This window comes from Streptomyces sp. UC4497, from assembly GCF_054871485.1.
The window spans coordinates 1-17156 of record NZ_JBTYHB010000068.1; the positions used below are offsets into that span (position 1 = coordinate 1).

General features: G+C 70.6%; 18 protein-coding genes and 1 pseudogene. 12 read left to right on the top strand and 7 right to left on the bottom strand.

What is annotated here, in order from left to right:
* Positions 1-712: 712 nt before the first annotated feature.
* The gene (locus ACYSUO_RS41800) at positions 713-1357 is read right to left on the bottom strand and encodes a class I SAM-dependent methyltransferase (protein ID WP_461781436.1); all 645 of its coding nucleotides are present in this window, start codon (positions 1355-1357) and stop codon (positions 713-715) included.
* A gap of 476 nt (positions 1358-1833) precedes the next feature.
* On the bottom strand, positions 1834-2256 hold the full coding sequence (locus ACYSUO_RS41805; protein ID WP_461781437.1) for a MerR family transcriptional regulator: 423 nt from the start codon (positions 2254-2256) through the stop codon (positions 1834-1836).
* A gap of 57 nt (positions 2257-2313) precedes the next feature.
* Here ACYSUO_RS41805 and ACYSUO_RS41810 point away from each other — a divergent pair, with 57 nt between their 5' ends.
* The 9 genes from ACYSUO_RS41810 (at position 2314) to ACYSUO_RS41850 (ending at position 7759) form a co-directional block, all read left to right on the top strand.
* Entirely contained in the window at positions 2314-3324 is a 1011-nt protein-coding gene (locus ACYSUO_RS41810) for an SDR family NAD(P)-dependent oxidoreductase (RefSeq protein ID WP_461781438.1), read from the top strand.
* 437 nt (positions 3325-3761) lie between these two features.
* Positions 3762-4406, top strand: coding sequence for a hypothetical protein (locus tag ACYSUO_RS41815; RefSeq protein WP_461781439.1), 645 nt, complete (start codon positions 3762-3764; stop codon positions 4404-4406).
* 435 nt (positions 4407-4841) lie between these two features.
* Positions 4842-5699: an acyl-CoA thioester hydrolase/BAAT C-terminal domain-containing protein gene (locus ACYSUO_RS41820; protein WP_461781440.1), complete on the top strand. Its 858-nt coding sequence runs from the start codon at positions 4842-4844 to the stop codon at positions 5697-5699.
* A 559-nt stretch (positions 5700-6258) separates the two neighbouring features.
* Positions 6259-6546, top strand: coding sequence for a hypothetical protein (locus tag ACYSUO_RS41825; RefSeq protein ID WP_461781441.1), 288 nt, complete (start codon positions 6259-6261; stop codon positions 6544-6546).
* Positions 6543-6782 carry a hypothetical protein gene (locus ACYSUO_RS41830; RefSeq protein WP_461781442.1) on the top strand — a complete coding sequence of 80 codons (240 nt, stop codon included), beginning with the start codon at positions 6543-6545 and terminating at the stop codon, positions 6780-6782. The genes ACYSUO_RS41825 and ACYSUO_RS41830 overlap by 4 nt, the downstream gene beginning before the upstream one ends.
* A complete protein-coding gene (locus ACYSUO_RS41835) occupies positions 6779-7012 on the top strand; it encodes a hypothetical protein (protein ID WP_461781443.1) in 234 nt (77 codons plus the stop codon). Before ACYSUO_RS41830 ends, ACYSUO_RS41835 begins: the two co-directional genes overlap by 4 nt.
* 11 nt (positions 7013-7023) lie before the next feature.
* Positions 7024-7221 carry a hypothetical protein gene (locus ACYSUO_RS41840; protein ID WP_461781444.1) on the top strand — a complete coding sequence of 66 codons (198 nt, stop codon included), beginning with the start codon at positions 7024-7026 and terminating at the stop codon, positions 7219-7221.
* The gene (locus tag ACYSUO_RS41845; protein ID WP_461781445.1) at positions 7218-7415 is read left to right on the top strand and encodes a hypothetical protein; all 198 of its coding nucleotides are present in this window, start codon (positions 7218-7220) and stop codon (positions 7413-7415) included. The genes ACYSUO_RS41840 and ACYSUO_RS41845 overlap by 4 nt, the downstream gene beginning before the upstream one ends.
* Complete coding sequence (locus ACYSUO_RS41850; protein ID WP_461781446.1) at positions 7412-7759, top strand: hypothetical protein; 348 nt, start codon at positions 7412-7414, stop codon at positions 7757-7759. Before ACYSUO_RS41845 ends, ACYSUO_RS41850 begins: the two co-directional genes overlap by 4 nt.
* 285 nt (positions 7760-8044) lie before the next feature.
* Here the strand turns inward: ACYSUO_RS41850 and ACYSUO_RS41855 are convergent, their stop codons facing one another.
* The 3 genes and pseudogenes from ACYSUO_RS41855 to ACYSUO_RS41865 form a co-directional block, all read right to left on the bottom strand.
* Positions 8045-8248, bottom strand: coding sequence for a cold-shock protein (locus tag ACYSUO_RS41855; protein WP_461781447.1), 204 nt, complete (start codon positions 8246-8248; stop codon positions 8045-8047).
* Positions 8249-8731: 483 nt separating this feature from the next.
* Positions 8732-9688 (bottom strand): annotated as a pseudogene (locus tag ACYSUO_RS41860) (ATP-binding cassette domain-containing protein); the annotation flags it as partial.
* Positions 9689-9765: 77 nt separating this feature from the next.
* Positions 9766-10659 carry a LysR family transcriptional regulator gene (locus ACYSUO_RS41865; RefSeq protein WP_461781448.1) on the bottom strand — a complete coding sequence of 298 codons (894 nt, stop codon included), beginning with the start codon at positions 10657-10659 and terminating at the stop codon, positions 9766-9768.
* A 79-nt stretch (positions 10660-10738) separates the two neighbouring features.
* Between ACYSUO_RS41865 and ACYSUO_RS41870 the strand changes: the two genes are divergently transcribed.
* Together ACYSUO_RS41870 and ACYSUO_RS41875 are read left to right on the top strand one after the other, a co-directional pair.
* Positions 10739-11671, top strand: coding sequence for an EamA family transporter (locus ACYSUO_RS41870; protein WP_461781449.1), 933 nt, complete (start codon positions 10739-10741; stop codon positions 11669-11671).
* Complete coding sequence (locus ACYSUO_RS41875) at positions 11668-12336, top strand: NAD(P)-dependent oxidoreductase (protein ID WP_461781450.1); 669 nt, start codon at positions 11668-11670, stop codon at positions 12334-12336. The genes ACYSUO_RS41870 and ACYSUO_RS41875 overlap by 4 nt, the downstream gene beginning before the upstream one ends.
* Positions 12337-12648: 312 nt before the next feature.
* Here ACYSUO_RS41875 and ACYSUO_RS41880 read toward each other — a convergent pair whose 3' ends face one another.
* On the bottom strand, positions 12649-13014 hold the full coding sequence (locus ACYSUO_RS41880) for a VOC family protein (RefSeq protein ID WP_461781451.1): 366 nt from the start codon (positions 13012-13014) through the stop codon (positions 12649-12651).
* Between the two features lie 94 nt (positions 13015-13108).
* Between ACYSUO_RS41880 and ACYSUO_RS41885 the strand changes: the two genes are divergently transcribed.
* Positions 13109-14074, top strand: coding sequence for a helix-turn-helix transcriptional regulator (locus tag ACYSUO_RS41885; RefSeq protein WP_461781452.1), 966 nt, complete (start codon positions 13109-13111; stop codon positions 14072-14074).
* A gap of 37 nt (positions 14075-14111) precedes the next feature.
* Here ACYSUO_RS41885 and ACYSUO_RS41890 read toward each other — a convergent pair whose 3' ends face one another.
* Positions 14112-16784: a helicase associated domain-containing protein gene (locus ACYSUO_RS41890; protein WP_461781453.1), complete on the bottom strand. Its 2673-nt coding sequence runs from the start codon at positions 16782-16784 to the stop codon at positions 14112-14114.
* Positions 16785-17156: the final 372 nt, after the last annotated feature.

The following is a 17156-nucleotide window of genomic DNA, read 5'->3' on the forward strand; positions in this document are numbered from 1 at the left end:
CGACAGGCCCTAGGTGCTGCGCGGCCCCGCCCCAAGGGCCAGGGCTCCGCCAACCCCAGCACTCCATCCGCCACGCGGAGTGCTCAGCCACAGCCGGACGCTCCAGCAGGCAGGCGGGTGTGCCGTGCCCGACGGCATCCGGCCCTGCCGCCGCCGGGCACTCACGGGCCGCCCCCGCGCGCCCGCCGCTCGCGCAGCTGCTGCCGGATGGGCGGCCGCCCTGTGTCGCCCGGTGTGCCGGAGCCGCCCGGCCGCCCGCTGACCGGCAAGAGGGTGAGCCGTCCGCACCCACGTGCCGTCCGCCGTAGGTACCGCCGGTCCCGGCCGTGCCGACACGGGAACCGGCGGCGTTCCTCGGCCCGGTGCGTGACCGGCTTCCCGAAACCTGAAACAGCCACCGCCACAGCCACCGCCACGGCCGCAGCCGCAGCCCGGTGTTGGACCGCGAAGTCCTGGTCCATGGGCTCCCGGGGCGGGCGCCAACAGGCAGGGAGACACGGGCGCCCGGATACAGGTGTGCGGCGCCGCCGGGCGCGGGCGCGCCGGGGGAGGGGAGGCGCCGGGGGGGGGGAGTCCTCGGACTACGCGCCGGCGGGACCTCCGCACACCCGCCGCGCCCGCCGGACGGCCCGGGAGGAGACGGAGACGATCGCCAGCAGTCCACCCCGGCCCAGCGGCCTCACCTCAGGGGGCGAGGCCCTGTCGGGGCCCGTCAGGGTTTCCGCGCCAGGAGGCAGGCGTGCGGCCGGGTCACGCGTCCGGCGGGTTCCTGTTCCAGTCTCGCGGTGACGACGAGTCCGGCCTGCTGCAGCAGGCCGGCCATGGTCTCCAGGGGCAGGAGGTAGGACTCGTAGGACACCGGGCGGCCGTAGCCGTGGGTCGGCTGCAGCCGTTCATCGCCGACGTAGTCCCCCCAGAGCAGGTGGCCGCCGGGTGCGAGCGCGCGGTGGAACTCGGCGAACACCGCCGGCAGCCACTGCGGGGGCGTGTGGTGGGTGGAGTACCAGGCCAGGATGCCGCCGAGCGTGCTGTCCTTCGTTTCCAGCGCGGTCATCGAGCCCTCGGTGAACCGCAGTTGGGGGTAGGCGCGCCGGGCCAGTCCGACCATCTTCGGCGACAGGTCGACGCCGAAGGCGGGCACACCCAGCCCGGCCAGGTGTGCCGTCACGCGGCCGGGGCCGCACCCCAGGTCCGCGACCGGCCCCAGGCCGGCGGTCCGTACGAGTTCGGCGAACCCCGCCAGCATGGCGCGGGACAGCGGGTCCATCGCGGACGGCGGCGGGACGCGTTCGAGGTAATCGGCGGCGACCGTGTCGTAGGACTCGCGGACGGCGGTCAGGTAGGAGAGCTCAGCCACGCGGGCGACCCTAGAGCAGACAACTGACAGGCCGCGGCCCACCGTTCAGCACCGGCCTGCGCAACACCCACCACTGCCCCCAGCCCCCAGCGGCCGCCCCGGTGATCGTTTTCCGGCCCCGGCGCGACGGTCACCCCGGCGACCACCGCCATGCCCTCCACCCCCGCTCCCGGGAAAGTCCGGCGCCGCACGACCTCCCACCCGCTGAGAAGCTGCGCGCCACACCCCTCCTGCTGCTGACCGGGCGGTGCTTGGCCGCAGGGTAACGCTCTGCCCGGCGCCCCAGTGTTCCCGAACGGCGAGCCGCACCCGGTCGCCCCCCCCGGCAGCACCTGGCCGGCCGGGGGCGCGCCTTGGCCCGCATCAGGGCCCGGGCGCAGCTCCAGCGCTGCCCCGACAAACCCGAACGCCCCCGTGAGGGACGGCACTTCACCGCCACGACCGCCGCGCGGAGCAGCACGGGGCGGGCGGTTGTCTCAGGCGGTCGGGTCCCAGAGGCCGCCGGCGTCACCGCGGGCGAGGTGTTCGGCGTAGACGCCGGTCTTCCAGGCGATGAGGGACCGGCACTCCTCCAGGGCCTGGATCTGCGCGTCGACGCGCAGGCGGTGGGCATCGAGCAGCCGCAGGCGCGCCTCTTCGTTGCCCGGTCCCTGGCGTACGAGTGCGGCGAAGTGTTTGAGGTCGGCGAGCGGCATGCCGGATGCGCGGAGCTTGACGCAGATCAGCAGCCAGTCGACGTCGGGGGCGGTGTAGCGCCTTCGGCCGCCGGATGTGCGCTGGAGGGGCCCGACGAGCAGGCCTTCGCGCTCGTAGAAGCGCAGGGCGTGCACGCTCAGCCCGGTCCGCTGGGCGACCTCGCCGATGCCCAGCGACTGCACGGGAGCCCCGGTGCTGGTCATGCCGCTCACTCCCAGGGGCTTGATCTAGACCTCGCTCTAGATCGTAGCGTCCCCGGCATGCCCTTCACCGATCATCACCAGCAGCCGCTCGGCTCGCCCTTCTCCTCGCCCTTCTCCGCTTCCAGCACCGCCGAGGACGTCATGGCCGGCCTCGATCTCTCCGCAAGGACGGCCGTGGTGACCGGCGGCTACTGCGGGCTCGGTCTGGAGACGACCCGGGCGCTGACGGCCGCCGGAGCCCGGGTCGTGGTTCCCGCCCGCCGCCCCGACGTCGCCCGTGCCGCGCTGGAGGGGGTGGACAACTGCGAGGTCATCGCCATGGACCTGGCCGACCCCGCCGGCGTCCGCTCGGCCTGCGCACACATCAGTGACCGGTTCGGCCGGCTCGACCTCCTGATGGCCGTCGCGGGAGTCATGGCCACCCCGCAGCGGCGCGTCGGGCCCGGCTGGGAGGGCCAGCTCACCGTCAACCACTTCGGGCACTTCACCCTCGCCTGCGGGCTCTACCCGCTGCTGGCCGCCGCGGACGGCGCACGCGTCGTCGTCAACAGCTCCGCCGGACACGCCCTGACCGGCATCCGCTGGCACGATCCGCACTTTCGTACCGGCTACGACAAGTGGCTGGCCTACGGGCAGGCCAAGACCGCCAACGCCCTGTTCGCCGTCCACCTCGACGCCCTCGGCGCGAGCGACGGCGTGCGGGCCTTCGCCCTCCACCCCGGAAAGATCATCACCGGCCTCCAGCGGGAGATGACACGCCAAGAGCAGATCGACCGCGGCTGGGTGGACGAACACGGCAACGTCGTCGGCACCGGTTTCAAAACCCCCTCCCAGGGCGCCGCCACCGGCCTGTGGGCCGCCACGTCCCCGCTCCTGGACAACCGCGGCGGCCTCTACCTGGAGGACTGCTACATCGCCCGTGTCTGCGCCCTTGGCGCCCCCATGGACGACGGCGGCGTCCGCGCCCACGCCATCGACCCCGACGAGGCGGCCCGGCTGTGGGACCTGTCCCTCGCCGCGACCGGCGCCACACCGATCCCCCGGCCACCAGGGGAACTTGGAGGATGAACTCTCCAAGCCGCCCGCTGCGCCGACACCGGCGGCAACGGGGCCGCTGCGCACACCCACCTTGAGGGGCCGCCCCACCCCGCCCACGCATGGCCCACCCCGATAACCAAGACCGGCAGCCGATCAGATACACCCCCTTCAGGGACGGCAGGCCCGGAGCCGGGCGGGGCACGGGACTCCAGATCCTTCTCCGCCCGGGGCGAAGGTCCCGCCCCGGCCGGGCAGTTACTCCCTATCTGCGCCTTTTCAGGGTGCTGTCACATGTCTGTGATGTTCTGTGCGGAATGCCTTGATGTGTGCAGCCTAGCTTCATGAGTACGCGGTCCCCACGACGCGTTCGACTCAGCCAACCCGCTCGACCTGCTCGACTCGCTCGACTTGTTCGACTCATGGAAAGGGGCCGGCGCATGCAGACCTCTCGTATTTTCCGCACGTCTGTGGCATCCGCCGTTCTCGGTCTCGGCGCCGTGACCGCCGTCGCCGCCACTGCCGAAGCCGCTCCGGCGTCCACCGGGCCCGCGGTCACCGCCACCGCCACCCAGCACACCGCCGCGGCGGGCCGCACCCAGACCCTGCCGCTCAGCGACGGCAGCACCGCCCACGTCACCCGGCTGCCCAACGGCACCTACCAGGCCTGGATCACGCACAAGGGCGTGCGGATCGCGGCGCTGGACTCCGCGCACAAGACCCAGCGCGTGCACGGCTACACGTACGCGCTCAACCAGGCGAACGGCTTCGTCGGCGTGGTGCACCCCGGCGGCTGGCACAGCGAGCAGAACGTGCCCCAGCACCCGGCGAAGAAGCACACGCACCACAAGCACAACGACCACAAGCACAACGGTCACAAGAGCAAGCACCACAAGAGCAAGCACCACACGAACCGGCCCGGCAAGACCCGTGACGTACGGCTCGCGGACGGCGCCACCGCCCACGTCACCCAGCTGCCCAACGGTACCTACCAGGCCTGGATCACCCGGCACGGCGTGCGCATCGCCGCCCTGGACGCCGGCCACAGCACGGCCCGCGCCCACGGCCACCACTACACGCTGAACGCCCACACCGGAGCCGTCCACCTGCGCTGACACTCCCACAGCCCCCGCTACCCCCGTCCCTGCCCCCTCCCGCTCCCTGCGACCGCAGGGGGCAGGGACGGGGCCGTGAACGGCGCCGCGATTGCGGGGTACCACCGCTCCCACAGCCCAAGGTGCCCTGCCGGCCGAGACCCCGACTCCTCCTGTACGGCTGCCGGGGACGGGGGGAGCTGGCTGGGGCGGCCTTCTGCGGCTCCACCTGGGCGCCTCCAACTGGCCCCATTTCACGGATGCTTGGTGCAGATCAGGCGACTTGAGTTGGCTCCGGAGGCCGGGCCGGGCCGGGCCGGGCCGGGCCGAGGCGGGGCGGGACCACCCGATTGATGCTGTCGCCGGAGATGCGGGGCGTGTGCGGCCGGTCCGGGAAGGGCAGCACAGCCGATGGGGCTGCGCTGCCAGCCTGAAGCGCACCGACAGGGGGGGCACGTGGAGGTCGTTGAGCGCGAGCTGGCCGATCCCTGGAAGGGGGTTCTGGTCGCTCCCGTCTGCGGCAGTGGCATCGGTGTTGTGGTGCTGGCGGGTTCCAGCGGGCGCATCGAACGGGAGAGGGCGCGCATCCTCGCCGAGCAGGGCATGACGGCCTTGTCGATCCGCTGGTTCGGCGGGCCGGGCCAGTCCCCGGGAATCTGCGAGATCCCTCTGGAGACCTTCACCGCCGCCGTCGGCTTCCTGCGGGCGAACGGGGCGGAACGCATCGGCGTGCTGGGCAGCTCCAAGGGGGCCGAGGCGGCTCTGCTGACGGCCGTGCACGATCCGCGCGTGGACGTAGTGATCGCGCTGTCGCCCACGTCGCGCGTCTGGTGCAACGTCGGACCGGGGCGCGACGGAGCGCAGCGGCCGTACCGGTCGTCCTGGACCTGGCGGGAACAGGCGCTGCCTTTCGTCCCGATGGATGATTCCTGGACTCCCGCCAAGCCGGGAAGCGGGCCGGTCGCCATCCGCGGATGGTACGAACGCAGCGCGCTGACGTACGCTCACCTGCTCTCTCCGGCGGAGATCGCCGTGGACCAGGCCCGGGCCGATCTCCTGCTGGTCGCGGGCGGAGACGACGCGATGTGGCCGTCCCTTCCCTTCGCCGGACAACTGGCCGCGCGCCGGCGCTCAGCCGGGGCCGCCGTGCGGGTGATCGCCCGCCACGACGCCGGACACCGCCCGCGGCTTCCTGGGGAGAGTGCCGCGCCGGCCTCCCCGCACTTCCTGTACGGGGGCACGCCCGAGGCCGACGCGGCCCTGGGAGCGGCCGCCTGGCCCCACATCCTCAACGCGCTGTGCGGCGGGCACTGACCCCGTGTCGCCCGCGTCCGCAGCCGAGGGACGCTTCTGTCACCTCATCCCGTGGTGCCTGTTCGCCTGGGTGCGGGCCGGGCGGCAGGACGCGGTCCCGGCCTCCGTCAAGGCGGCGTTGAAGGTGAGCCGGTCCATGACCGCTGCGCAGAGCCGTGGGCCGTCCTGTGGGCTGCGCTTTTCGGGCGTGCGCCTGCGGGGCCACCTGGGCGCCCCTGGGCCCGCACCGGGGCTTGGCCGCGCGGCCCCGGCCCGGATGCCGGCCGGCGCGGCGGCGCCGGCCGGTCAGGGCCTGCCGCTGCGGCGACTGCGGGGTGCCGGGTGACCTTGCGGGCCCACGGCGCCTACGCGTGGCCGAGGCGCCCGACAGCCGAACTGTGTGAGACATGCAACGAACCCCCGTGATCAATTTCCGCCGCGTCCGGCCCGCCGCCTAGCGTCCCCCGCACACATCGACAGCCGGGGGCCTATCGGGCGGAGCGACAGCACGTGATGACCCTGGCCTGCAGCGGCACAGGCTCCGGGAGCCTCATGTCCGCCCTGCTGCCCGACGGGGCGGGTGGGGCCGGTCCTGGTGCTCGTCTTCGCCGTCCTGATCGGGCTGGCCGTCTACGGCCGGTACAAGCAGCGCCGCGACGGCACGCACCCGCCGCGTGTGAAGGCCGCGGTGCAGCGGGGCGCGGCCCGGGTCACCCTCTGCGGCGCCGTCCTTGCGGAGATCCTCGGCCTGATCGGGATCTTCGTCTTCAAAGCCCCGTGGTGGGCAGGCGCCGCGCCGCTCGCCCTGTGCGCCTTCGGGATCGTCCCGGTCCGATGGGCGCGCGCGGACGCCCGGGGACACCGGTGACGCGCTCGGACAAGTGGCCGGCCGTCGCCCTGGCCGGGATGCTCATCGCCGCCCTCTGCAACGTCATGACGAGCCACACCGGCTGGGCGCGTGTGTTCTGGCCGGCCGTCGCCGTCCACGTCATCAGCTATCCGGCCCGGCACCTCTACCGTGAGCGCCGCACGTGGCGCGCCGAGCGCCAGGCCCTGCTGACGCGCCTCGACCGGCTCCTGCGGGACGAGGTGAGGCGCCGATGAAGAAGCGTCTGAAGAAGCTCGGTGCCGTGCCCGGCGGTGCTGCGGTGAGCATGGGCGGCGTCGGCGGCGGCACCTGGGGCGGATCCGGCGGCGCCCCCATGCCGTGGTGGCTGTGCGCCCCCGTGGGAGCCGTCCTCGTCGTTCTGATCGTGGTCATCGTCATCGATGTCCGCGACCTTCTCCGTCTGGAGAAGGCGGACCGGTCAAGCAGCGGGGGAAACGGTGGCTGACGTTCACGGGTGTGATCGCGGACCCGCCGAAGCAGCTCACCGTCCGGGAGATCGCGGTGAACGTCGTCACGACCGGCGTCTTCGGCGCCATGGGGCCCGTCACCGGCGACTGGCCGATGGCGATCGGCGTGGGGACCAGCGCCACCGGGAGCCATCTCATCCATCAGTGGTGGTGGCGCCGCACCGGCCGGCCACAGGCCGAACGATGACGTCCGAGACCCTCGTACGCATCGTGGGGCCCGCGCTCGCCGTGCCCGGCTGCATCGCAGTGCTGGTGTTCGCAAGCGGGCGGACCTTCGCGTACGCGTGCCTGAAACTCGGCCTGCTGGTGGTCCTCAGCCTCCTGTTCCGGCTGGTTCGCATCTACGGGAAAAAGATGGCGGCGCCGGAGGGACACAGATGATCAATAAGATCCTCGTCCGGGTCATGTACGCGCTGATCTTCGGCGGCATGGTCGCCTACGTCGCCCAGGGCCTCTTCCACGACGGCTGGGTGGCGGCGGCCTTCGGCATCGTCACCGTCGGCGTCTTCGGCATCTGGAACCTGCGCCGGGCCACGGTCTCCCGCGACAAACGGCTTGGCCGCTCCGGCACCCGCATCAGCCGGTTCCTGGCCACGCGTACCGGCCTCGCCATCCTGCTCGTAGTGCTGGCGCTGGCCATGACGCTCTTCGCGCTCGGCGCGGGCGACTGCCCCACGCGGGACGCCTCCGGGACGTGCGGCATGCCCAGCCACATGAACTGGTAGCCAATCGGGGAGCCTTGCCGCCCTGTCTCGACACAACGATCCCCCCGGGCCGTGGACAGGACCGGGAACACGACAGGGACGGCTGAGGGAAACGCGGCCATTGCGGCCGCTCCCGAAGTGGCCACCCCTCCCGCTTCGGTGGGTTCTCAGTGACCCGACGGAGCTGCCTGTCGACGCCATACCGGTTGAGGTCGTGCTCCTGCGCGTACGCGCGGCTGATGGACGGTCGGCCTCACGCACGATGCCCGCCCCGGCAGGCCGGGGCGGGCATCGAGGAGCTGCGGATCAGGCGGGGGTGATGTTCTCCGCCTGCGGGCCCTTCTGGCCCTGGGTGACGTCGAAGTTCACCTTCTGGCCCTCCTGGAGCTCACGGAAGCCCTGGGCGTTGATGTTCGAGTAGTGGGCGAAGACGTCGGGGCCTCCGCCTTCCTGCTCGATGAAGCCGAAGCCCTTTTCAGCGTTGAACCACTTCACGGTTCCAGTAGCCATGTCGTCCTCCAAGGAGACTCGAAAATCGGTCCCGCTCCGTGCGGGTACCGGAGGTGATCGTCTTGGTCCTTCGGGACGTGGAACAGTGAATCGCCCGTGCTTCGTGCTCACGGGCGACCGGGGTACTTCGGAACCAGACAGCTGATCATGACGCTACACGGACCGGCCGCCCAGATGGCGAACTCTCGTCGAAATTTCTTGCCCGGTCGGCACATCGACCGTCGTCGCTGTGCCCGGTTTGCGCTCATTGGTCACGGTGACGGACGGACTCGCAGCTGCCGGGGGGCCTCGATACGTGTTCCAGGAACGGGCGTTGCCTGCGTCGGCGTCGGCGTCGGCGCCGGGGCCAGGGCCTGCGTCGGGGCTGGGGCCGGGGCCGGGGTCGGGGTTGTGCGTGGTGTTCCTTGGTGTCGGGGGAGTAGCGGGGCCGCGCCGGCTGCGCGGCCCCGTGTCGGCCTGTGCTGGTGGCAGCGGGTTAGCGGGTCAGCGGTCCTGGGCGAGGGCGTACAGCTCGCCGAGCAAACTCCCCTCGGCAGCGATGAGTCGGTCGAAGGGCCCCTGCTCCCGGATGGCTCCCTGGTCGAGGACGATCACTCGGTCGGCCATCCTCACGTTGTCGAGGCGATGGGTGACCACCACGGTGATCCGGTCCGGGGCCATGGCCCGCAGCTCCCGGAAGACCGTGTGCTCCCCGCGGGCGTCCATCTCACTGGTCGGCTCGTCCAGGACGAGTACGGCCGGCTCCCTGTACATCGCTCTTGCACAGGCCAAGCGCTGCCACTGGCCTCCGGAGAGTTCGTGGCCGCCCCACACCGACCGGGCGAGCAACGTGGCCAGCTGGTCGGGGAGTTGGCGCAGGGCCTCGGTCATGCCGACCCGCTGCACCGCCTCCCAGATCCGCCCATCGCCGTACTCGCGGGGCTGGCCCAGGGTGATGTTCTCCCGGGCGGCGAGCGGCCAGTGCCCGCTCTTCTGCGGCACCAGGCCCACGTGCCGCCACACGGACTCCGCGTCGGCGCCGGCCAGGTCGGTGCCATCCCAGAAGACGTTGCCGCCGGTCGGGACGGTCAGCCCGGTGAGCATCCGGATCAGCGTGGACTTGCCGGCGCCGTTCTCCCCGACCAGGGCCACGACCTCGCCGCGGTTCAGGGTGAGCGTGATCGGCCGGAGGGACGGGGCCTCCCTGCCCGGGTAGGTGTAGGAGGCTCTTTCCAGGCGGATCTGCCGCGGGGGTTGGGCCTGCACGGTGCCGCGGGCCGTGGCCATGGCGCGGACCTCGTCGACGAACTCGTAGTAGTCGCAGAGGTAGAGGCCGTGGTGGAACATCACCGTCGAGTACCGGATGATCGAGTTCAGGGCGCGCCCGGCGGTCTGCGAGGCGACGACCGCAGTGCCTGCGAGGGCGGTCGTCATGGCGCCGGCGAGGACCAGAGCGGCGAGCCGGACACGGCATGCGACTCGGGCGTCTGCGCCTCGTCGGACAGTGAGCGGGCCGTGCTGCCCGTGACCAGGGCACTTTAGGCGGGCGCGGGCAGGCCGGTCAGACACGTGCGCAGCACCGCCAGGAGCGCGGTGGCGGCCGGTGTGGGGTTGAACGCGCTCCAGGTCAGGTACTCGCTGCGGGTCGGGCCATCCGTCACCGGGATGGCCGCGACGGGGCTGCCCGGTCGCAGGGTTGCCGGTGGCAGCAGGGCGACGGCGAGGTTCTGCTCGACGAGGTCAAGGATGAGGTGGGTGGACATGGCCTCGAAGGTCACGTCGCGTTGGATGTCTGCTGCCTCGAAGGCGAGGTCGGTCTGTGTGCGTCCGGGAGTGCCGGCCGTGAAGTCGACGAATGTCTCCCCGGCCAGGTCGGCCAGGCGCAGGCGGCACCGCCCGGCCAGGCGGTGCTCGATGGGGACGACAGCGACGTGCTTCTGCCTGGACAACCTCAGTGCCTGTACACCGGCCGGTGTGACGGTCTCCGGCAGCCCGAGGACCGCGATGTCCACGGCGCCCGATGCCACGGAGGAGACGAGTTCGTCGCTGGCCGCCGTGCGCAGGGTGACGCGCGCCGCAGGATGGCTCTGGTGAAAGACCCGCAGCGCCCGTGGAAGATCAAGGGAGGTGATGGTCGGAATCATGCCGATGGTGACCGGCCCCCGGATCTCCCCGACGGCCGCCGCCGCATCGGCGACGGCGCGCTCGGCGGCCTCCAGACTCACCCGGGCCGGCTGCAGGAACGCCTCACCCGCGGCGGTGAGTTCGACTCTTCTGCTGGTGCGCGCGAACAGGCGCGCCCCGATCTCGTCCTCGAGCGCCTTGATCTGATGGCTCAGCGCGGACTGGACCACATGGCACTGCGCGGCAGCACGCGTGAAGTTCCGGGTCTCGGCCACGGCCAGGACGTATCGAAGCTGTCGGAGTTCCATCCACCCATCGTGCTACACGATCGATCCCATGAAAACCATTCGTTGGACTCATAGATGATCCGGGCCCAGAGTGGCGTGGGTGACCACAACGACAGATCCGCCGGCGCCGACGCAGCCGGCCTCAACGCCCGCGACCGGCCGAGCCGGACTCACACTCGCCACAGCGTTCGCGCCCGCAGTGTGGGGGACGACGTACATCGTCACCACCGAACTGCTGCCGCCCAACGCCCCGCTGTTCGCCGCACTCATGCGCGCCCTTCCCGCCGGCCTACTCGGACTGCTCATCGCGCGCACCCTGCCGCACGGCACCTGGTGGTGGAAGGCCGCGACCCTCGGGACCCTGAACGTCGGCGCGTTCTTTGCGCTGCTGTTCATCGCCGCTGAACGCCTCCCCGGCGGAGTGGCCGCGACCCTCGGGGCCACCCAGCCGATCCTGGTGGCCCTGCTCGCCACCCTGATCCTCTCCGAGCGCCTGTCGCCCTGGCGCCTTACCTGGGGTGTCGTCGGAGTCGTCGGGGTCGGGCTCGTCGTGCTGGGCCCCGGCGCCACGTTTGACCCGCTCGGGATCCTCGCCGGCCTCGCCGGGGCCGCGGCCATGGGCACCGGCATCGTGCTCACCAAGCGCTGGGGCCGGCCCGAAGGCGTCAGCGCGGTGGCCTTCGCCGGATGGCAACTCACTGCGGGCGGCCTCGTGTTGCTCGTCCCGACGCTGCTTGTCGAGGGCATCCCCGGCGGCATCGACACTCAGGCCGTGGCCGGGTACCTGTGGCTGGGGAGCGCGGGCGGACTGATCGCGTACACCCTCTGGTTCAGGGGCCTGCGCTCTCTGCCGGTCACGGCGACGGCCCTACTCGGCCTGCTCTCGCCCCTGGTCGCGACAGCCCTCGGTGTGCTTCTCGCCGACGAGAGCCTCGATCCACTTCAGCTCCTCGGCTTCGCCCTCGCCCTCGCGGCACTGGCGGCCGGGCAGACCACTCCAGCACCTCGCACACCGAAAGGCCTCGTCTCGTGAACATCACAGTTCTCGGCGCCACCGGAATGGTCGGCTCCCGCCTGGTCACCGAAGCAGTCCTGCGCAGACACCAAGTCGTCGCCGCATCCCGGCGCCCGCTCGAAACAACCACCCCCGGCATTACCCCCGTAGCCGTGGACGCCCACACCGCCGGACAGCACGGCGTCGCTCTCGATACGGCGCTCAACAAGGCCGACGCCGCCGTCCTCGCCATCCGGCCGGCCCCGGGCCAGGAGGACTCGATCGCACCGCTGACATCGGCCGTTCTGGACGCGACCGCCCGCGCCGGCATCCGACTGCTGGTGGTCGGCGGAGCGGGGCCCCTGAAGTCGCCAGGCCGCCTCGGACGGTTGGTGATCGACGACCCGGATCATGTCCCAACCCAATGGCGTGCCATCGCGGGAGCCAGCACGACCCAGTTGCGGACCTGCGATGCGCACGAGAACACGAACTGGACGTACCTCAGCCCGCCGGCCGTCCTCGAACCCGGCACACGCACCGGCAGCTACCGCCGCGGCACAACCACCCTGCTGACCGACCCCGACGGCACCTCCCGGATCAGCGTCGAAGACCTCGCAACAGCGGTACTCGACGAACTCGAACGACCCCGCAGAGACCGGCACTTCACCGTCGCGCAGAACGGCACGGGGAGGCCAACTGACTGAGCGAGGCCAAACTGCAGCAGGTCGCAACACCCACTGGAACCGCCCCGATGTAACCTGCCTCCCGGCTTTTCTCGCCCCCGTCCTCGACGACGGTCCTGCTCGCGGCTGCTGAGGGTGCGGGGGTGGTCGGTGCCCAGCACTCGCTCGTGGTCGGCGAGAAGCTCGGCGAAGGCGGCGGCTGCACCGGCCGCCTCTGCCGCCTACGGCCCTCGACGCTCAGGGGCGCATTCGCGTGGGGCACTCGTCGTCCTCTCGAAGTCAGACGACGGCAGGCGCGACACCTATCGTGCGCGCCTGCCGCATTGCCGCCTTTCAGTCCCGCGGTGCGACACGGATACGGTTCCCGTCAGGATCGGCTGCGAGGAAGGTCAGCCCGAACCCCGCATCATGTGGCTCCTGCAGGATCGTGACGCCCTTGGACTGCCACTGCTTGAAGATCGCACCGATCGCGTCGGGCCCCTCGTTGCTGGCCAGACAAACCTCACTGGTGCGCGGGACGTCCGTTGACAGATCGTCGAACCGGCCAGACCACAAAGCGAGGTCAGCGCCTGGCCCGAGGTCGAAGGTGATGTATCTCCGAGTCTCGAACGAGGGGCTCATGCCGAGGAGGTCGCCGTAGAAGCGCGCTGCGGCGGGAGCGTCGTTCACATAGACGATGGACACGACGGATGTGGTCATGGTTGTTCCTTCTCACAGCTCGTAGGTACGCACCCACCAGCCTCACCGGAATATGCGCCGCCCCCATGTCGCAATTCCTGAAAAAATTTGGTGCGTGACCCCAGACCGCTTCTTCTCCCTGATGCTGCTCCTCGCATCGAGGGATGCCGTGACCACACAGGAACTTGCCTCGGCGCTCGGGGTGTCCCTTCGAACCATCACCCGGGATCTGAACTGGCTCCGCGACGCCGGTCTGCCGGTGATCGCGCAACGGGGCCGCCTCGGAGGTGTGACCATGCTGCCCGGGTCCGGGCCCGACCTCACGCGACTCACGCCGGGCGAGCGTGATCATCTCTCGCTCGCCGGGCTGGACGAGAAGCAACGAGCGGAGCTCGACGCATCGGTCGAAAGCCGGCGCGCTCTCGCCAAGATCGCCGCTGCACCGCCACGTCGAGTTGATGAGCTCCTGCCGCTCACCGACGTAGTGCACGTGGACAGCCGTCCCTGGCTCCAGGCACGAACTTCAGGCACGACTCCGGCTTCGCTGATCGGCCCGGTGCGGCGAGGCCGCCGGCTACGGATCGAGTACGACAGCACACGCGAGTCATGCCCACGTGACCTGGTCGTGGACCCCTACGGGCTGTTCGCCAAGGCCGGCATCTGGTACCTCGTCGCCGACTGTGCCCGCGTGCCACGGATGTACCGACTCGAACGGATCACCACGTGGAAAGAAGTCGACCAGCCACGACGGATCCGCGAGAACCAGACCCTGGCCACCGTCGCTGCAGCGCTCGTTGACCAGTGGGAACACAACCATGCGATAGAGGTCAGCGCCACCATCGACCAGACCCAGATCGAGCGAGCGCGACGGATCCTCGGCCAACGACTCGTCCAGGACGACCATGAGGAATCCACCACCGGCCACAGGGTGAGGATCCGCTTCCCGCACCTGGAGGACGTGCGAACACTATTGCCGTTCGGGAGCACCATCACTGTGCACGGCCCCGCCGAAGCCATAACTCACCTCGGCGACCTCGCCACCGACCTCGCCCACCACTATGGGCCGTCACCAACGTCCTGACTCGCAACAACTAGCGGCCCACCCACGACCAAACGCGTCACACCCATTCGATGCCGAGTTTGCGCAACGCGTGTAGCTGCTCCGCACTCAACTTGTCCCGTCTCGACTTGATGTTGGTGATCCATACGCCGAGATTCACGGTCACCGATTCCGTTTCGCCGGCGACCACGATCTCCTCGCTGAGGCCGCGCGGGACGGGCCGGTGGGCGCCTTCGCGTTCTACCCATTGCGTGAGGGCTGCGAGGCCGCGCTGGAACGCCTGCTGCGCTTTGCTCGGGCCCTTCGCCGAGTGCTTACTCGTTGGGGCGGGAGCCGGAGCCTCAACGGGCTTCAACCCCAGCTTGGTCAGTCGTTCTTGTTGTTCGGTCGACAACAGCTTCCAGGTGCCCGGTTGCTTCTGCTGCTTCAGCCATTTGCCGATGTCGTCGCCGTCCATGAGTACGCCGGGTGCGATGTCGGGGAGCCGGCCGTCGGGTTCATCGGCAACGAGGTCGGCGAGGATGCGGTAGTGCCGCTGCCAGTTCAGCGGCCACGGGCAGTCCCAGTCCGGGTCGATCTCGGTCAGCTGCTGTGCGCGCATCGCTGCCCGGTCCGTGTCCTTCCCGAGGCCGCCCTTGCGCCGGAGGTTGGCGAGGTGTTGCCCGATGGGCACCAGCGTCTCGCCTTCGCCCCAGACCGCGTCCTGCCGGGGTGCGAGGTGTCCGGTGGCCCGCTGATAGGAGCGGAGCGCGGCGAGCTTGTTTTCCCACGCCTCTTCGCCTGGTTCCCACACCATCCCGGCCTCTGGGGCGTCCAACAGCACTTTGCGCCGCTCCTCCAGTTCCCCGGCCCGTAGTGCCTTGCGCTGCTGGTGCACCCATCTGCCGAGGGGGAAGTTCTTGGTGACGCCGACCTCGACCTCGGTGTCGTACGGGACGGCGTGGACGCCGGTGTTCTGGTTCTCTGCCCGCCAGCGCAGCAGCGCCTGGTAACCCTCCAGCCAGACCAGGGACTCGGGCCGGTAGACCCGGGTGCGCAGGAACGCGGCGATCGTCGCGGCGTCGCGCGGGCTGGAGAAGTGCAGCAGCGCGGACTCGGCAGTGGCGTCGGTACCGTCCTGCTTCTGGTCCCCGCCGTCGCTCTCGTCGCCGGCCCCGACGATCCGCCCGTCCGCGTCGCGCTGCACGTGGACTGTGCGCTTGCCGCTGGTGAGCGCGCGGGAAGCGAGCTGCTCGACCAGGCGCTCATCATGCGAGCGCAGGCCCTGGAGCACGGCCACGAGCGGCTTGAAGCTGGCGCTGGCGACCATGTCGGTCGGGTTCTCGCCGGGTTCCAGGAACACCGGCACGATGATCCGCGCGACCTTGGTGGAGCCGTCCTTGTTGAGCCGGAGTGCGCGGCCGATGTTCTGGACGATCTCGACCTGGGAGCCGCGGGTGTCGGCGAAGCAGATGGCCTCCACACCCCGCTCGCCGGTGATATCGACGCCTTCCCCGAGGACGCGACAGCTGGCGAGGAACGCCCGGTGCACCCGGCGCCCGGCCGCGTCGATGCCGCCTGCGAACTGCCGGAGCACTTCCCGGCGTTCGGCAACGAGATGGTCGCCGCACAGCCACGCCGACCACACCCGGTCCGGCGGGACGTGGCGGCCGGCCTCGAGTTCGTAGAAGTCCGCGTCGATGGAGGACTTCGGCAGTCCGTCAGCGGCAGCCAGGTCCTCGCCGGAGGCATCGTCGACGTACAGCTCGACAGCGGTCTCGGGCAGCTTGCCCGCGAACGCGCGGGCCTCTTCCACCTTCTGGTGGAACGTCATGACCGTACGGAGGTTGTACGCGGCGGCGTGCTCCAGGAGCGCGGTCTGCAAGAGCGCGAGGCGCCGGCCCCGCCGGGCTTCCTTGGACTCCCCGATCACGGGGGAGGGGTCGCGGATCTCCAGGACGTCGATCTCGAATCCGGCGAGAATCTCGCGTTCGATCGCCTCCGAGAGCCCGAGCTCTGCGAGCCATGCGCCGTACGTGCCGTTCGGGTCATCGGCCATGGTCGCGATCTCTGCCTTCTTGCCGTCCGGGGCCTTCTGCGGGCGGGGCGCGGCGAGGATGCGCGGGGTTGCGGTGAGGTAGAGCCGGTAGTTGGCGGGGATGCGGGCGTTGTCGTGGATCGCCGCCCATGGCCTGCCAAGATCGCCTGCGGTTGAGTGCGCCTCGTCGACGATGGCGAGCGAAAAGCCGTCCATCCGTTGTCCGTACAGCTGCTCCCCGCCTGCGAGAGCGGCCTCCAGAGGCCCGCGAACCTTCCGCTGACCCGCAGGGTCGTCGAAATCTTCGCGGTCCACCAGCGAGGCGTACGTAGCAAACACGACGACGGGCCCGGAACCGGCCCACAGGGCGAGCTGGATCGGGTTGGTGGTGGTGCGCACCCCCAACGCACCCAGGACCGGGTCGTTCTCCAGCGAGCACACCGCCACCATCTGCGACCGGTGGCCCACCAGCCGCCACGCCTGGGCGGTCTGCGCGAGCAAGTCCAAGGTCGGCACCATCACGAGGATCCGGCCGGCTGGGAACGACTCCAGCGCGCACGCAGCAGCCGTGATCGTCTTGCCCGAGCCGGTCGCGGACACGATCGTGCCCCGGGCACCCTGCGGGGGCGCAGGTGTCCTTTCAGGGAACCCCACCCACCGGCGAAACGCGGAGCGTTGAGCTACCTGGTGCTCCTTGAGTCGAATCGCTGACATCTCCTTCCCCCCTCAATGCCTGAATTCATTCAGGCGAGGATCTCACCCCTAGGGTTCCTCATATTTCTGCCAAAGATACATACTGCATCAGCTTGATGCAGTCGAGACACCAACACCCTCAGACCCCATGCAGCCAGCCCGGCCCGCGCCAGCGGGCCCAAGTTCCGCAGGCGAAGCCGAAGGAACCTCAAGGCAGGGGAGCGCAGCGGACCTGCCTCGGAGGCTGAAGCGCAGCGAAAGCCTCCAGGTGAGAGCGCAGCTCGAACCGGCTCCGAGAGCGCAGCGAACGGAGCATCAATCCCCATGCGCAGCATGGGGATTGAGCGGGATGCGCAGCATCCCGCCAGCGCTCCCGCGAAGCGGGAGCGCAAC

What these genes read in the sequence shown, in the direction of transcription:
- ACYSUO_RS41845 (WP_461781445.1), top strand. Translation starts at nt 7,218, where the DNA reads ATGACGTCCGAGACCCTCGTACGCATCGTGGGGCCCGCGCTCGCCGTG.
- ACYSUO_RS41835 (WP_461781443.1), top strand. Translation starts at nt 6,779, where the DNA reads ATGAAGAAGCGTCTGAAGAAGCTCGGTGCCGTGCCCGGCGGTGCTGCG.
- ACYSUO_RS41890 (WP_461781453.1), bottom strand. Translation starts at nt 16,784, where the DNA reads ATGTCAGCGATTCGACTCAAGGAGCACCAGGTAGCTCAACGCTCCGCG.
- ACYSUO_RS41880 (WP_461781451.1), bottom strand. Translation starts at nt 13,014, where the DNA reads ATGACCACATCCGTCGTGTCCATCGTCTATGTGAACGACGCTCCCGCC.
- ACYSUO_RS41850 (WP_461781446.1), top strand. Translation starts at nt 7,412, where the DNA reads ATGATCAATAAGATCCTCGTCCGGGTCATGTACGCGCTGATCTTCGGC.
- ACYSUO_RS41855 (WP_461781447.1), bottom strand. Translation starts at nt 8,248, where the DNA reads ATGGCTACTGGAACCGTGAAGTGGTTCAACGCTGAAAAGGGCTTCGGC.
- ACYSUO_RS41805 (WP_461781437.1), bottom strand. Translation starts at nt 2,256, where the DNA reads ATGACCAGCACCGGGGCTCCCGTGCAGTCGCTGGGCATCGGCGAGGTC.
- ACYSUO_RS41865 (WP_461781448.1), bottom strand. Translation starts at nt 10,659, where the DNA reads ATGGAACTCCGACAGCTTCGATACGTCCTGGCCGTGGCCGAGACCCGG.
- ACYSUO_RS41810 (WP_461781438.1), top strand. Translation starts at nt 2,314, where the DNA reads ATGCCCTTCACCGATCATCACCAGCAGCCGCTCGGCTCGCCCTTCTCC.